Annotated in this window: 15 protein-coding genes and 1 rRNA gene; 8 read left to right on the top strand and 8 right to left on the bottom strand. The window is 52.7% G+C overall.

Annotated features, from left to right (window positions below):
- Positions 1–2 precede the first annotated feature (2 nt).
- The 3 genes from ldcC to tilS all read left to right on the top strand — a co-directional run bounded on the left by ldcC (position 3) and on the right by tilS (position 3951).
- Positions 3–2141 (top strand): lysine decarboxylase LdcC, encoded by a 2139-nt coding sequence (gene ldcC / locus OGV74_RS21060; RefSeq protein ID WP_086504930.1) that lies wholly within the window; start codon positions 3–5, stop codon positions 2139–2141.
- A 66-nt stretch (positions 2142–2207) separates the two neighbouring features.
- The gene (locus OGV74_RS21055) at positions 2208–2597 is read left to right on the top strand and encodes a VOC family protein (RefSeq protein WP_003018507.1); all 390 of its coding nucleotides are present in this window, start codon (positions 2208–2210) and stop codon (positions 2595–2597) included.
- Positions 2598–2658: 61 nt separating this feature from the next.
- Positions 2659–3951, top strand: coding sequence for a tRNA lysidine(34) synthetase TilS (gene tilS / locus OGV74_RS21050; protein ID WP_003018504.1), 1293 nt, complete (start codon positions 2659–2661; stop codon positions 3949–3951).
- A gap of 62 nt (positions 3952–4013) precedes the next feature.
- Here the strand turns inward: tilS and rof are convergent, their stop codons facing one another.
- Positions 4014–4274, bottom strand: coding sequence for a Rho-binding antiterminator (rof, locus tag OGV74_RS21045; RefSeq protein WP_003018503.1), 261 nt, complete (start codon positions 4272–4274; stop codon positions 4014–4016).
- Positions 4261–4461, bottom strand: a complete 201-nt coding sequence (locus tag OGV74_RS21040) for a YaeP family protein (protein WP_003018499.1) — start codon at positions 4459–4461, stop codon at positions 4261–4263. The genes rof and OGV74_RS21040 overlap by 14 nt, the downstream gene beginning before the upstream one ends.
- A 188-nt stretch (positions 4462–4649) precedes the next feature.
- Here OGV74_RS21040 and OGV74_RS21035 point away from each other — a divergent pair, with 188 nt between their 5' ends.
- Genes OGV74_RS21035 through nlpE form a run of 3 tightly spaced genes read left to right on the top strand, consistent with a single transcriptional unit; the run spans position 4650 to position 6343 of the window.
- Positions 4650–5195 (top strand): YaeQ family protein, encoded by a 546-nt coding sequence (locus OGV74_RS21035; RefSeq protein WP_003018497.1) that lies wholly within the window; start codon positions 4650–4652, stop codon positions 5193–5195.
- On the top strand, positions 5192–5614 hold the full coding sequence (arfB, locus tag OGV74_RS21030) for an alternative ribosome rescue aminoacyl-tRNA hydrolase ArfB (RefSeq protein ID WP_086504931.1): 423 nt from the start codon (positions 5192–5194) through the stop codon (positions 5612–5614). The genes OGV74_RS21035 and arfB overlap by 4 nt, the downstream gene beginning before the upstream one ends.
- A gap of 30 nt (positions 5615–5644) precedes the next feature.
- On the top strand, positions 5645–6343 hold the full coding sequence (gene nlpE, locus OGV74_RS21025; RefSeq protein WP_085951559.1) for an envelope stress response activation lipoprotein NlpE: 699 nt from the start codon (positions 5645–5647) through the stop codon (positions 6341–6343).
- A gap of 44 nt (positions 6344–6387) precedes the next feature.
- Here nlpE and proS read toward each other — a convergent pair whose 3' ends face one another.
- The 6 genes from proS to metN all read right to left on the bottom strand — a co-directional run bounded on the left by proS (position 6388) and on the right by metN (position 11982).
- Complete coding sequence (gene proS / locus OGV74_RS21020; RefSeq protein WP_016149584.1) at positions 6388–8106, bottom strand: proline--tRNA ligase; 1719 nt, start codon at positions 8104–8106, stop codon at positions 6388–6390.
- A gap of 113 nt (positions 8107–8219) precedes the next feature.
- Positions 8220–8927, bottom strand: coding sequence for a tRNA (N6-threonylcarbamoyladenosine(37)-N6)-methyltransferase TrmO (gene tsaA / locus OGV74_RS21015; protein ID WP_049015783.1), 708 nt, complete (start codon positions 8925–8927; stop codon positions 8220–8222).
- The gene (gene rcsF, locus OGV74_RS21010) at positions 8924–9328 is read right to left on the bottom strand and encodes an envelope stress sensor lipoprotein RcsF (RefSeq protein ID WP_003018477.1); all 405 of its coding nucleotides are present in this window, start codon (positions 9326–9328) and stop codon (positions 8924–8926) included. The genes tsaA and rcsF overlap by 4 nt, the downstream gene beginning before the upstream one ends.
- Positions 9329–9444: 116 nt before the next feature.
- The gene (gene metQ, locus OGV74_RS21005) at positions 9445–10260 is read right to left on the bottom strand and encodes a methionine ABC transporter substrate-binding lipoprotein MetQ (protein ID WP_086504932.1); all 816 of its coding nucleotides are present in this window, start codon (positions 10258–10260) and stop codon (positions 9445–9447) included.
- A 44-nt stretch (positions 10261–10304) separates the two neighbouring features.
- Positions 10305–10958, bottom strand: a complete 654-nt coding sequence (locus OGV74_RS21000) for a methionine ABC transporter permease MetI (RefSeq protein WP_003018471.1) — start codon at positions 10956–10958, stop codon at positions 10305–10307.
- Complete coding sequence (gene metN, locus OGV74_RS20995; RefSeq protein ID WP_286521500.1) at positions 10951–11982, bottom strand: methionine ABC transporter ATP-binding protein MetN; 1032 nt, start codon at positions 11980–11982, stop codon at positions 10951–10953. The genes OGV74_RS21000 and metN overlap by 8 nt, the downstream gene beginning before the upstream one ends.
- Positions 11983–12171: 189 nt before the next feature.
- Here metN and gmhB point away from each other — a divergent pair, with 189 nt between their 5' ends.
- A complete protein-coding gene (gene gmhB / locus OGV74_RS20990) occupies positions 12172–12738 on the top strand; it encodes a D-glycero-beta-D-manno-heptose 1,7-bisphosphate 7-phosphatase (protein ID WP_003829138.1) in 567 nt (188 codons plus the stop codon).
- A 366-nt stretch (positions 12739–13104) separates the two neighbouring features.
- Positions 13105–14646: ribosomal RNA gene (locus OGV74_RS20985) — 16S ribosomal RNA — on the top strand.
- Positions 14647–14656 lie beyond the last annotated feature (10 nt).

The raw sequence follows: 14656 nt of genomic DNA, 5'->3' as shown, positions 1-14656 counted from the left end.
GCATGAATATCATTGCCATCATGGGACCGCATGGCGTCTTTTATAAAGATGAGCCCATCAAGGAACTTGAACGTGCGCTGCAGCAGCAGGGGTTTCAGATTATCTGGCCGCAGAATAGCGTCGACCTGCTGAAGTTTATCGAACATAACCCGCGAATTTGCGGCGTCATTTTTGACTGGGATGAATACAGTCTGGAACTGTGCAGCGACATCAACCAGCTCAACGAGTATCTCCCGCTCTACGCCTTTATTAATACCCATTCGACGATGGATGTCAGTGCGCACGACCTGCGCATGGCGCTGTGGTTTTTTGAGTATGCGCTGGGTCAGTCTGAAGACATTGCCACCCGCATCCGCCAGTACACCAGCGAATACCTCGATAACATCACGCCTCCTTTCACCAAAGCGCTGTTTACCTATGTGAAGGAAGGGAAGTATACCTTCTGCACGCCTGGGCACATGGCGGGAACGGCGTACCAGAAAAGTCCGGTCGGCTGCCTGTTCTATGATTTCTTTGGCGGTAATACGCTGAAAGCCGACGTGTCCATTTCCGTAACCGAACTGGGCTCATTGCTTGATCATACCGGTCCGCACCTGGAAGCGGAGGAGTATATCGCGCGTACTTTTGGTGCCGAGCAGAGCTATATGGTGACCAACGGCACCTCGACATCGAACAAGATTGTCGGTATGTATGCTGCACCTGCAGGCAGTACGCTCCTGATTGACCGCAACTGCCATAAGTCACTGGCGCATTTGCTGATGATGAGTGATGTGGTGCCAATCTGGCTGAAGCCCACGCGTAACGCGCTGGGGATCCTCGGCGGTATACCCCGTCGGGAATTTACCCACGCAAGCATTGAACGCAAAGTTGAGGAAACCAATCAGGCGCAATGGCCGGTCCACGCGGTGATCACCAACTCCACCTATGATGGCCTGTTGTATAACACCAACTGGATCAAGCAAACCCTGGATGTGTCCTCCATCCATTTTGATTCAGCCTGGGTGCCGTATACCCATTTTCATCCGATCTATCAGGGGAAAAGTGGGATGAGCGGCGAACGGGTACCGGGAAAGGTGATTTTTGAAACCCAGTCCACCCACAAGATGCTGGCGGCGTTGTCACAGGCTTCGCTGATCCACATTAAGGGCGACTATGATGAAGACACGTTCAACGAAGCCTTTATGATGCACACCTCTACGTCTCCGAGCTATCCGATAGTGGCGTCGATAGAAACGGCGGCGGCAATGCTGCGTGGCAATTCAGGCAAGCGGTTAATCAATCGTTCGGTGGAACGGGCGCTGCATTTCCGTAAAGAAGTGCAACGTCTGCGTGAAGAGTCGGATGGCTGGTTCTTTGATATCTGGCAGCCGGAAAAGGTAGATGAAGCAGAATGTTGGCCGGTAGCGCCAGGTGAAGACTGGCACGGATTTGTTGATGCTGATGCCGACCACATGTTCCTCGATCCGGTGAAGGTTACCATTCTGACGCCGGGAATGGATGAGCAAGGAAATATGAGCGAAGAGGGGATCCCCGCGGCGCTGGTGGCGAAATTCCTTGATGAACGCGGCGTCGTAGTCGAGAAGACGGGACCGTATAACCTGTTGTTCCTGTTCAGCATTGGTATTGATAAAACCCGGGCGATGGGGCTGCTACGTGGCCTGACGGAATTTAAGCGCTCGTACGATCTGAATTTACGTGTGAAAAATATGCTGCCGGATCTATATGCTGAAGATCCCGATTTCTATCGCAATATGCGTATTCAGGATCTGGCGCAAGGGATCCATCAGTTGATCCGCCAGCATGATCTCTCCGGGTTGATGCTGCGGGCATTTGATACCTTGCCGGAAATGAAAATGACGCCGCACCAGGCCTGGCAGCGGCAGATCAAAGGTGAGGTCGAAACGGTAGCACTTGATCAACTGGTGGGGCGCGTTTCTGCCAATATGATCCTGCCTTATCCTCCCGGTGTGCCGCTTTTGATGCCCGGGGAAATGATCACTGCCAAAAGCCGGGCTGTCCTCGATTTTCTTCTGATGCTGTGCTCGGTAGGGCAGCGCTACCCTGGATTTGAAACCGATATCCATGGCGCTAAACTGGGTGAGGATGGCCTGTATCGCGTGAGAGTCTTAAAAATGGCATAACGACTTGCCTGACCCCAAGACGTTCGAGTAACGTTCTGACAGAAAAATGAAAGAGGCGATGACGCTATGCTGGGATTAAAACAGGTTCACCATATTGCCATTATTGCGACTGACTACGCGGCGAGTAAGGCATTTTACTGCGATGTGCTTGGCTTTACACTGATGAGCGAAGCCTATCGGGAAGAGAGAGACTCGTGGAAAGGCGATCTGGCATTGAACGGCCAGTATGTGATTGAGCTTTTTTCTTTCCCGTTTCCACCTTGCCGTCCGAGCCGACCGGAAGCCTGCGGTTTGCGTCATCTGGCGTTCAGCGTAGATGACGTGGAAAAGGCGATAATTCATCTGGAAAGCCATGATGTGAAATGCGAGCCGGTACGAATCGATCCGTTTACCGGCAAACGTTTTACGTTTTTTAACGATCCGGACGGATTACCCCTCGAACTGTACGAGCTGTAGGGCTTGTCATTGTGGCGTTAGCCCGGTAACGTGCCGGGCAATGCCATTGTAAGTAACCATCATGACGACACTCACGCTGAACACTTCGCTGCTGAATTCTCAATCGATTCTGGTCGCCTTTAGCGGCGGGCTGGATTCCACCGTATTGCTGCATCAGTTGGTGCAGTGGCGAGCGCTGCATCCTGATGTTGCTTTACGCGCAATCCACATTCATCACGGATTAAGCCCACACGCAGACAGTTGGGTACAGCATTGTGAGTCGGTATGCGCGCAGTGGCAGGTGCCGCTGGTGGTTGAGCGGGTATACCTTGAGGATGATGGTCTGGGCATCGAAGCCCAGGCGCGACGCGCGCGCTATCAGGCGTTTGCGCAGACCTTACTACCGGGCGAGGTGCTGATGACCGCACAGCATCTCGATGACCAGTGTGAAACCTTTCTGCTGGCGCTTAAACGCGGCAGTGGTCCTGCCGGACTTTCCGCCATGGGGGAAAGCTCTCCGTTTGCCGGAACCCAGCTGATTCGACCGCTGCTGGCGCAAACGCGAGAGGCGCTTGAAGCATGGGCACAGCAGCATGAATTATGCTGGATTGAAGATGAAAGTAATCAGGATGATACCTACGATCGCAATTTCCTCAGATTGCGCGTTACCCCATTGCTCCAACAGCGCTGGCCGCACTTCGCGCAAGCCGTTGCCCGCAGCGCTGCGCTGTGCGCTGAGCAGGAGAGTTTACTGGATGAACTGCTGGCCAGCGATTTAGCCGATTGCATCACACCCCGCGGAACACTGTTACTGACGCCATTAATGATGATGAGTGGCGTGCGTCGTGCCGCGCTGCTTCGTCGCTGGCTGGCGGGGTTAAATGCGCCGATGCCTTCCCGTGATGGGCTGGAACGTATCTGGCAGGAAGTGGCGCTGGCGCGGGAAGATGCGTCACCAAGTTTTCGCCTCGGTGAGTACGAGGTCCGTCGTTATCAGTCACAGCTGTGGTGGGTGAAGTCAGTCGATGGGCAAAGCGAAACTGTTATCCCGTGGTTAGAGTGGAAAACACCGTTGACGCTGCCTACCGGATTGGGTTCGGTTCAGTTAATCTCTGCGGGTGATTTGCGCTTGCCACAAGCGGATGAAGTCGTCAGTATCCGTTTTAAAGCGCCAGGGTTATTGCATATTGTCGGGCGTAACGGCGGACGGAAATTAAAGAAAATCTGGCAGGAGCAGGGGATCCCGCCCTGGCGACGAGATACCACACCGCTGCTGTTTTACGGCGAAACGTTGATTTCGGCTGCGGGTGTTTTCGTGACGCGTGAGGGGACGGCAGAAGGTGAAGAAGGCGTAAGTCTGGTATGGCATGCCTGATGGCGCTGCGCTTATCAGGCCTACGTTTCACATGGAAAGTAGGCCGGATAAGGCGAAAAAAGTTAAGATTCGCTGACCACCACGGTACCGATCTGCGGGTGGCTGAAGCTGGCAATTTTGTCGAGACGAAGCTCCCGGGTTTCACCTGCGACATCTGCGACCAGATACTCCACGTTTTTACGTGAAACCAGGTCGTTCGCTTTCGCCTGCAAAACTTCGCCATCTTTTAGCGCCAGCGTCAGTAACAAATGGTGCTGGCAGGCGAGTTCAAGATTGTCGTAATCATCGCAGTTGATGGGTTGATACGTTTCATTCATTGACATAATCGCTCACCAGTAAGTTCGCGGCAGCATACGCCGCTTTTTCCCTGACCGACTCTGGAAGGGCGCTGTCTGCCGCCACTTCATTAAGCACCTTCAATACGCAACCCAGCGCATCCGGGATATACCCTAAGTCTCCGCTGGCGATTTCCGCGTACCGCTTGCGTATTAACTCACAATATTTTTCCACATGCCCTCCTGTCAGCACTCTGACTTAACCGTGGATGCAAGTCTAAGCCTACGAAGATAAACTCTGTTTAGCAAGGTGACTATACCATACTCATTCAAGCAATATCAGCGCCTTGATAGTGGAGCAGTTAGCAGCCTTTTGCCGCAGTTTTCGCTACAATGTGCGCCTGATTCGAAAGGAGTTCTCTCATGGCGCTTAAAGCGACAATTTATAAAGCCGTCGTCAACGTAGCGGATCTTGACCGCAACCAGTTCCTTGACGCGGCCTTGACGCTGGCGCGTCACCCCTCTGAAACCCAGGAGCGCATGATGTTGCGCCTGCTGGCCTGGATCAAATATGCCGATGAACGGCTGCAGTTCACGCGTGGTCTGAGTGCGGAAGACGAGCCTGAAGCATGGCTGCGTAACGACCATCTGGGTATCGATCTCTGGATTGAGCTGGGTCTGCCGGATGAGCGCCGTATTAAAAAAGCCTGTACCCAGTCTGGAGAGGTTGCCCTGTTTGCTTACAACAGCCGTGCGGCTCAGATCTGGTGGCAGCAAAATCAGAACAAGTGCGCGCAGTTTAAAAATCTGACCGTGTGGTATCTGGATGATGAACAACTGGCGCAACTGAGTGATTTTGCAGGTCGTACAATGGCGCTGCAGGCAACTATCCAGGACGGTGCTATCTGGCTGTCTGACTCTCAGAACAATCTGGAAATTCATCTGACCGCGTGGCAGCCGCGTTCATGATTGTTATCTCCCGAAACGTCGCTATCCCTGATAATGAGCTGGAAATCACGGCGATTCGGGCGCAGGGCGCGGGCGGTCAGCACGTTAACAAGACCTCGACGGCTATCCATTTGCGCTTTGACATTCGGGCCTCTGGCCTGCCAGAGTATTACAAGGAACGTTTGCTTGCCGCCAGCCATCATCTGATTAGCGGTGATGGCGTTATTATCATTAAGGCGCAGGAATACCGTAGCCAGGAACTTAATCGGGAAGCGGCAATCTCCCGGCTGGTAGCGGTGATAAAAGAATTAACCGCAGTGCAAAAAAGCCGACAGGCAACTCGCCCTACACGCGCCTCGAAAGAGCGCAGGTTGTCATCGAAGGCGCAAAAATCCACAGTGAAAGCACTGCGTGGGAGAGTTCGTCGAACGCAAGACTGACGAGCGGGAATAAAAATTTATAAGGAATTGATAGTGAAAACAGCAATATTGTCCGTAGTCGCTGCATGCACGCTTTTTTCCTTGATCGGCTGTAATAACCGTACTGAAGTTGAAGTACTACAGCCGACGCGGGCGGCAGAATTAAAACCGATGCAGCAAAGCTGGCGTGGCATCTTACCTTGCGCGGACTGTGAAGGGATTGAAACCTCTCTGTTTCTGGAGAAAGACGGTACATGGGTGATGAACGAACGTTATCAGGGCGTGCGGGATGAACCGTCTTCATTTGCCTCTTATGGCACATGGGCGCGCACTGCCGACAAGCTGGTGCTGACCGACAGCAAAGGTGAAAAGTCGTACTACCGGGCTAAAGGCGAGGCGCTGGAAATGCTCGATCGTGAAGGTAACCCGATTGAGTCACAGTTTAACTACACGCTCCAGCCGGTTTCCGCCAGCTTACCGGTGACGCCAATGCCGATGCGAGGCATGTATTTCTATATGGCTGACGCGGCAATCTTTACCGACTGCGCAACGGGTAAACGGATGCCGGTGGCGAATAATGCTCAGCTTGAACGTGACTATTTAGCTGCGCGTGCGGAAAACGGACAGTCCGTATTGCTGACGCTTGAGGCGCATTTCACGCTGGAGTCAAACCCGGATACGGGTGAGAAAGTGAAAACGTTGATGGCGGATAAAGACGCGAAATTTATCCCCGGTAAAGCGTGTAATTAATCGATAGAAAAAAGGCCCTGATAATCAGGGCCTTTTTGTTGGTATTAGCCTTTAATGGCTTTGACCAGGAAGTCGACGATGTCGCCGGTTTTAATCAGCTCTTTCTCGCCGTTACGACGGTATTTGTATTCGATATCGTCGTTGTCGAGGTTACGGTCGCCCAGCACGATAGTGTGCGGAATACCGATCAGTTCCATATCGGCAAACATCACGCCCGGACGCTCTTTACGGTCGTCCATCAGCACTTCAATACCCTGAGCGCGCAGCTCAGCGTACAGTTTTTCAGCCAGTTCCTGCACGCGGTAGGACTTGTGCATGTTCATCGGCAGAATCGCGACCTGGAACGGAGCAATGGCGTCTGGCCATACGATGCCGCGATCGTCATAGTTCTGTTCGATAGCAGCAGCAACCACGCGAGTGACCCCGATACCGTAGCAACCCATGGTCAGGATCTGGTTACGACCATCTTCGCCCTGTACGGCGGCTTTCATCGCTTCAGAGTACTTGGTACCCAACTGGAAGATGTGGCCGACTTCGATACCGCGTTTGATCATCAGCGTACCTTTGCCGTCCGGGCTCGGGTCGCCGGCGACCACGTTACGGATGTCTGCAACTTCCGGGGTGACTACGTCGCGATCCCAGTTGATACCGAAATAGTGTTTACCGTCGATGTTGGCACCGGCAGCGAAATCGCTCATTACTGCAACGGTACGGTCGATAACCACCGGAATCGGCATATTCACCGGACCGAGCGAGCCTGGACCTGCTTTTACCAACGCACGAATTTCTTCTTCGGTGGCAAAGGTCAGCGGGCTGGCAACCTGCGGCAGTTTTTCCGCTTTGACTTCGTTCAGCTCGTGATCGCCACGAACCAGCAGGGCGACCAGCGGGTAGCTGCTGCCTTCAACCGCTTTCACCAGCAGGGTTTTCACGGTTTTTTCGATAGGCAGGTTGAACTGCTCAACTAGTTCGGCGATGGTTTTGGCGTTCGGAGTATCAACCAGCGTCATTTCCTGAGTTGCTGCTGCGCGCGGCTCTTTCGGCGCAACGGCTTCGGCGAATTCGATGTTCGCCGCATAATCGGAGGAGTCGGAGAAGATCACATCGTCTTCGCCGCTCTGTGCCAGGACCTGGAATTCGTGAGAGGCGCTGCCGCCAATAGAACCGGTGTCCGCTTGTACTGCACGGAAATCCAGCCCCATACGGCTGAAGATTTTGCTGTACGCAGCGTACATCGCATCGTAGGTTTCCTGCAGGGATTCCTGAGAGGTGTGAAAAGAGTAGGCATCTTTCATCAGGAATTCGCGGGAACGCATCACGCCGAAACGCGGACGGACTTCGTCACGGAATTTGGTCTGGATCTGATAGAAGTTCAGCGGCAGCTGTTTGTAAGAGCTCAGCTCGTTACGGATCAAGTCAGTGATCACTTCTTCATGCGTTGGGCCGAGGACGAACGAACGATCGCCACGGTCAGCAATACGCAGCAGTTCCGGGCCGTATTGTTCCCAACGGCCGCTCTCTTCCCACAGTTCAGAAGGCTGAACGACCGGCATCAACACCTCGATCGCACCGGCGTTGTTCATCTCTTCACGCACGATATTTTCGACTTTTTTCAGGACGCGCACGCCGGTCGGCAGCCAGGTATATAACCCGGAGGCCAGCTTGCGGATCATCCCGGCGCGCAGCATCAGCTGGTGGCTGATGACTTCGGCGTCGGCAGGTGTCTCCTTCAGAGTGGAGAGCAGATATTGGCTAGTACGCATGTTGTTACGGTTCCAGTTGAACGATCGAACAGGCTCAAAACGAGCCTGGCACAAAACAAAAGTGGTTTAGTTTACCAGCGAGAAAGGGATGTCAAAAGAGTACGCGACGCAAATTAGCGGGCTTCCAGAGCAAAGACCTCAAATCCTGACGGTGTGACGCGCCAGCGGACGTTAAAGTCCAGCAGCCAGACGGCGTAGGTTTTGCCTTCTTCCTCATTTTTACGGTAGGCAGGACGCGGATCCTGCGCCAGCACTTCGGTAATAAACTGACGAAGACGCGGGTAACGTTGTTCGAGCTTTGGTAGCTGCTCCGCGAGATCTTCACTGAACGTCACCTCGACGCTGGCCTGAGGTGCGTCCTGGGCATAGCTGGCGCGAGCATCAGGCAGCGATTCGGCAAACGGCAGATACGGCTTAATATCCACTACTGGCGTTCCGTCAACAAGGTCCAGTCCACCGAGTTCGAGGATTACGTGCTCTTTATGGCAGCGGATGCCCCGGAGCTCTACCAACGACATGCCAACAGGGTTAGGACGAAACGTTGAACGTGTGGCAAAGACACCCATTCTGGCGTTGCCACCAAGACGGGGAGGGCGCACGGTCGGACGCCATCCACCTTCCATTGTCTGGTGAAAAACAAAAATCACCCACAAATGACTGAAGGCTTCCAGGCCGCGAACGGCATCGGCCTGGTTATAAGGTGCGAGCAAATGCAGTTCGCCGCAGGCGCTTTTCACCAGACCTGGCTGGCGTGGAACGGCGAACTTTTCTTTATATGGTGAGCGGATAACGCCTATTTGCTCGAACTGAAAATGGCTCATTTCGCCGAAATGTTCAGTGCAGAACCGATGCAAACCGCCTGACGATAGCAACCCGGTGTTCCGCTGGTCACTTCGCAACTGTGCAGCAATACCGCATTAGCTTTCATTTTTGATGCGTTAATCTGCATGCGTTTGCGCGCGGTTGGAATGCTCGGAGGGGAATCCTGGTTGGATGCCTGGCAGGATTCACCGCTAACTTCGCCAAGATCGCGGAACGGCTTGCCTACTAAATCTTCAGCGTTAGTAATGATTCTTACCGGCGTCGCGCGCGGTGCTTTCGGTTTTTCCGGCTCCGCTTTCGGCGGGGTTGCGGTGCTTTGAACGGGTTCAACAGGGGATCTGCTTAACATAGAACAGCCGCTCAGCAAGAGTGCTACTAAACAGATCGGTAAAGCACGCATAATATTTCCTCAATGAATGATCTAAACGTCAGATATTGAATCAGGTGCTTGCATAAATGACAAGACGGGCAAGCGCCCGTCCTGATGATATTACATATTCTGTAAACAGCCTAAAATTACCAGCCCTTAACAGCACCGCCGTTGAAGACTTTGTTTGCTGCTTCGTACACTTCATCAGACTGATATGCCTGAACGAATTTCTTCACGTTCTCAGCATCTTTGTTGTCTTCACGCGTCACGATCAGGTTTACGTACGGAGAATCTTTATCTTCAACAAAGATACCGTCTTTTGCCGGCGTCAGGCCGATCTGGCTGGCGTAGGTGGTGTTGATGACCGCCAGTGCGATTTGAGCATCGTCCAGAGAACGCGGCAGCTGCGGCGCTTCCAGTTCAACCAGCTTCAGGTTTTTCGGGTTTTCAATCACTTCCAGCGCGGTCGGCAGCAGGCCAACACCATCTTTCAGCTTGATTAAGCCCACTTTTTGCAGCAGCAGCAAGGAACGGCCAAGGTTAGTCGGGTCGTTTGGAATCGCGACCTGTGAACCGTCCTGCAGCTCATCCAGTGATTTGATTTTTTTGGAATAGCCCGCAATCGGGTAAACAAAAGTATTGCCTACAGCAACCAGCTTGTAACCGCGATCTTTGATCTGCTGATCCAGGTACGGTTTGTGCTGGAAGGCGTTAGCATCGATATCGCCTTTGCTCAGCGCTTCGTTAGGCAGAACGTAATCGTTAAACGTGACCAGCTCAACGTCCAGACCGTATTTTTCTTTAGCTACTTTCTGCGCGACTTCTGCAACCTGCTGCTCTGCGCCAACAATAACGCCCACTTTGATGTGATTAGGATCTTTTTCATCCTGACCGCAACCCACAAGTGCCAGAGAACCGATCAGGGCTCCAACTGCCGCAAAGGTTTTGAATTTGAACGCCATGCTTATTTCCTTTTCTTAATGAGTTTTTAGTGTTGTGTGCAACGTTATTTGTGCGTGACAGCCCGGACGATGCGATCGCCGGATAACTGAATTAAATAAACCAGAACGACGAGCAATACCAGCACTGTATTCATTACGGTAGCGTTGTAGCCAATGTAACCGTACTGATAGCCAATCTGCCCAAGACCACCGGCACCAACGGCGCCACCCATCGCGGAGTAACCAACCAGCGTGATAAGGGTGATGGTGGCCGCATTGACCAGTCCTGGCAGCGCTTCTGGCAGTAATACCTTACGTACAATTTGCAGGGGCGTGGCGCCCATCGCACGAGAGGCTTCTATCAGCCCGGTCGGGATTTCGAGCAGCGCGTTTTCCACCATACGGGCGATAAACGGTGCGGCGCCGACGGTCAGCGGGACGATAGCGGCCTGCAGTCCGATAGAGGTGCCTACGATCATGCGGGTGAACGGAATCATCCACACCAATAAGATGATGAACGGGATGGAACGGAAAATGTTCACCAGCGCAGAGAGCGTACGGTAGAGCTTCGCGTTCTCAATGATTTGCCCCGGACGCGTTACGTACAGCAACACGCCAACCGGCAGACCGATCACAAAACCAAAAAAACCGGACACAAAGGTCATTGCCAGCGTTTCCCATACGCCGCGAACCAGCAGCCACATCATCGGCTCAGACATAACCCAGTACCTCTACTTTTACATGGTGTTCCTGCAACCAGTTGATGGCTGCTTGTGTATCTTCCTGTGTGCCGTGCATTTCAGTCAGCATGATGCCGAATTTCACACCGCCGGCGTAATCCATCTGCGCGCTAATAATGTTGTTATTAACGTTAAAGCGACGGGCCGTCTCAGAAAGTAGCGGCGCATCGACCGAATGACCGGTGAATTCCATACGCAACATCGGCACACTGTCTGCTTCTGGCTCGGCTTTTAACCGTTCCAGGTAATCTTCCGGGATATCCAGGTGCAGCGTGGACTGAATAAATTTCTGTGCCAGCGGCGTTTTCGGGTGTGAGAACACTTCGCTGACGGTGTCTTGCTCAATCAGTTCACCATTACTGATGACTGCCACGCAGTCACAAATACGTTTTACAACGTCCATCTCGTGGGTAATCAGCAGAATGGTGAGTCCCAGACGACGGTTAATGTCTTTCAATAATTCAAGAATCGAGCGGGTCGTTGCCGGATCGAGTGCGCTGGTGGCTTCATCGCACAGCAACACTTTGGGATTGCTTGCCAGCGCACGGGCGATCGCCACACGCTGTTTTTGTCCACCGGAAAGATTGGCCGGGTAGCTATCGTGCTTGTCACCAAGACCAACCAAATCCAACAGTTCTGTTACACGGCGTTTGATCTCTTCTTTTGGCGTGTTATCCAGTTCCAGCGGCAGCGCGACGTTGCCAAACACGGTGCGGGAAGAGAGCAGGTTAAAGTGTTGGAAAATCATGCCGATTTGACGGCGAGCTTTGGTCAGCTCTGGCTCAGAAAGCGTCGTGAGTTCCTGACCGCCGACCTGAACGCTGCCTTCGGTTGGGCGTTCAAGTAAGTTAACGCAGCGGATGAGCGTACTTTTACCGGCACCGGAGGCGCCAATAACGCCATAAATCTGCCCGGCAGGAACATGCAGGCTGACGTTATTTAACGCCTGAATGGTGCGAGTCCCCTGCTGGAACACTTTGGTGATATTCGAAAGTTTAATCATTGGTTATTTATTATCGTAATTAAGTTAGCCGTGGCATTTTCGTCTGTCAGGTACGGTCGAAGCCGTCAACAAGATGGATGTTAAGGCATCCAGACGTCTAAATCAATCAGGCTTTGCGCGATGAGCACTTTCTTGCCCGCTGAAACATGCGATACTAGAGCCACATGCCTTATTCAGGAGCTATAAAAGGTGGCAAAGTCTGTACCCGCAATTTTTCTCGACCGTGACGGTACCATTAATGTGGACCACGGTTATGTACATGAGATCGACGAGTTTGAGTTTATCGACGGCGTTATTGATGCCATGCGTGAACTTAAAAAAATGGGTTACGCGCTCATTATTGTGACGAACCAGTCTGGTATCGCGCGTGGTAAATTTACTGAGGCGCAGTTTGAAACGTTGACCGAATGGATGGACTGGTCGCTGGCCGATCGCGATGTTGAGCTGGATGGCATCTACTACTGCCCGCATCACCCACAGGGCACCGTGGAAGAGTATCGTCAGGTCTGCGACTGTCGTAAACCGCATCCTGGCATGTTTATCTCCGCCCGAGACTTCTTGCACATCGATATGGCCGCTTCTTATATGGTAGGCGACAAAATTGAAGATATGCAGGCGGCGGCAGCTGCAAATGTTGGCACGAAGGTATTGGTGCGCACAGGCAAACCCGTCACGCCGGAAGCAGAAAATGCGGCAGATTTAGTCATAAATAGTCTGGCAGACCTGCCAATGGCGATAAAAAAGCAGCAAAAGTAAGCGTTGTGGGTAAAAGGTGAGCGGTTGAAACAAAAATGCATTTTTCCGCTTGTCTTCCTGAGTCGACTCCCTATAATGCGCCTCCATCGACACGGCGGATGTGAATCACTTCACACAAACAGCCGGCTCGGTTGAAGAGAAAAACCTGAAAATGAGGGTTGACTCTGAAAGAGGAAAGCGTAATATACGCCACCTCGCGACAGAGCGCTAAAGCGCGTCGCAACTGCTCTTTAACAATTTATCAGACAATCTGTGTGGGCACTCGAAGATACGGATTCTTAACGTCGCAAGACGAAAAATGAATACCAAGTCTCTGAGTGAACATACGTAATTCATTACGAAGTTTAATTCACGAGCATCAAACTTAAATTGAAGAGTTTGATCATGGCTCAGATTGAACGCTGGCGGCAGGCCTAACACATGCAAGTCGAACGGTAGCACAGAGGAGCTTGCTCCTTGGGTGACGAGTGGCGGACGGGTGAGTAATGTCTGGGAAACTGCCCGATGGAGGGGGATAACTACTGGAAACGGTAGCTAATACCGCATAACGTCGCAAGACCAAAGAGGGGGACCTTCGGGCCTCTTGCCATCGGATGTGCCCAGATGGGATTAGCTAGTAGGTGGGGTAACGGCTCACCTAGGCGACGATCCCTAGCTGGTCTGAGAGGATGACCAGCCACACTGGAACTGAGACACGGTCCAGACTCCTACGGGAGGCAGCAGTGGGGAATATTGCACAATGGGCGCAAGCCTGATGCAGCCATGCCGCGTGTATGAAGAAGGCCTTCGGGTTGTAAAGTACTTTCAGCGAGGAGGAAGGCGTTGTGGTTAATAACCGCAACGATTGACGTTACTCGCAGAAGAAGCACCGGCTAACTCCGTGCCAGCAGCCGCGGTAATACGGAGGGTGCAAGCGTTAATCGGAATTACTGGGCGTAAAGCGCACGCAGGCGGTCTGTCAAGTCGGATGTGAAATCCCCGGGCTCAACCTGGGAACTGCATCCGAAACTGGCAGGCTAGAGTCTTGTAGAGGGGGGTAGAATTCCAGGTGTAGCGGTGAAATGCGTAGAGATCTGGAGGAATACCGGTGGCGAAGGCGGCCCCCTGGACAAAGACTGACGCTCAGGTGCGAAAGCGTGGGGAGCAAACAGGATTAGATACCCTGGTAGTCCACGCCGTAAACGATGTCGACTTGGAGGTTGTGCCCTTGAGGCGTGGCTTCCGGAGCTAACGCGTTAAGTCGACCGCCTGGGGAGTACGGCCGCAAGGTTAAAACTCAAATGAATTGACGGGGGCCCGCACAAGCGGTGGAGCATGTGGTTTAATTCGATGCAACGCGAAGAACCTTACCTACTCTTGACATCCAGAGAACTTAGCAGAGATGCTTTGGTGCCTTCGGGAACTCTGAGACAGGTGCTGCATGGCTGTCGTCAGCTCGTGTTGTGAAATGTTGGGTTAAGTCCCGCAACGAGCGCAACCCTTATCCTTTGTTGCCAGCGATTCGGTCGGGAACTCAAAGGAGACTGCCAGTGATAAACTGGAGGAAGGTGGGGATGACGTCAAGTCATCATGGCCCTTACGAGTAGGGCTACACACGTGCTACAATGGCATATACAAAGAGAAGCGACCTCGCGAGAGCAAGCGGACCTCATAAAGTATGTCGTAGTCCGGATTGGAGTCTGCAACTCGACTCCATGAAGTCGGAATCGCTAGTAATCGTGGATCAGAATGCCACGGTGAATACGTTCCCGGGCCTTGTACACACCGCCCGTCACACCATGGGAGTGGGTTGCAAAAGAAGTAGGTAGCTTAACCTTCGGGAGGGCGCTTACCACTTTGTGATTCATGACTGGGGTGAAGTCGTAACAAGGTAACCGTAGGGGAACCTGCGGTTGGATCACCTCCTTACCTTAAAGAA

Origin of the sequence: Citrobacter sp. Cf116, assembly GCF_030336505.1 — a bacterium.
Classification (GTDB): domain Bacteria; phylum Pseudomonadota; class Gammaproteobacteria; order Enterobacterales; family Enterobacteriaceae; genus Citrobacter; species Citrobacter freundii.
The sequence above is the reverse complement of the archived record's forward strand: the minus strand, read 5'-3'. Positions and strand labels throughout refer to the sequence as shown.

Coding starts and splice junctions, on each gene's coding strand:
- ldcC (WP_086504930.1), top strand. CDS start 3: ATGAATATCATTGCCATCATGGGACCGCATGGCGTCTTTTATAAAGAT.
- OGV74_RS21055 (WP_003018507.1), top strand. CDS start 2,208: ATGCTGGGATTAAAACAGGTTCACCATATTGCCATTATTGCGACTGAC.
- tilS (WP_003018504.1), top strand. CDS start 2,659: ATGACGACACTCACGCTGAACACTTCGCTGCTGAATTCTCAATCGATT.
- rof (WP_003018503.1), bottom strand. CDS start 4,274: ATGTCAATGAATGAAACGTATCAACCCATCAACTGCGATGATTACGAC.
- OGV74_RS21035 (WP_003018497.1), top strand. CDS start 4,650: ATGGCGCTTAAAGCGACAATTTATAAAGCCGTCGTCAACGTAGCGGAT.
- arfB (WP_086504931.1), top strand. CDS start 5,192: ATGATTGTTATCTCCCGAAACGTCGCTATCCCTGATAATGAGCTGGAA.
- proS (WP_016149584.1), bottom strand. CDS start 8,106: ATGCGTACTAGCCAATATCTGCTCTCCACTCTGAAGGAGACACCTGCC.
- tsaA (WP_049015783.1), bottom strand. CDS start 8,927: ATGAGCCATTTTCAGTTCGAGCAAATAGGCGTTATCCGCTCACCATAT.
- rcsF (WP_003018477.1), bottom strand. CDS start 9,328: ATGCGTGCTTTACCGATCTGTTTAGTAGCACTCTTGCTGAGCGGCTGT.
- metQ (WP_086504932.1), bottom strand. CDS start 10,260: ATGGCGTTCAAATTCAAAACCTTTGCGGCAGTTGGAGCCCTGATCGGT.
- OGV74_RS21000 (WP_003018471.1), bottom strand. CDS start 10,958: ATGTCTGAGCCGATGATGTGGCTGCTGGTTCGCGGCGTATGGGAAACG.
- metN (WP_286521500.1), bottom strand. CDS start 11,982: ATGATTAAACTTTCGAATATCACCAAAGTGTTCCAGCAGGGGACTCGC.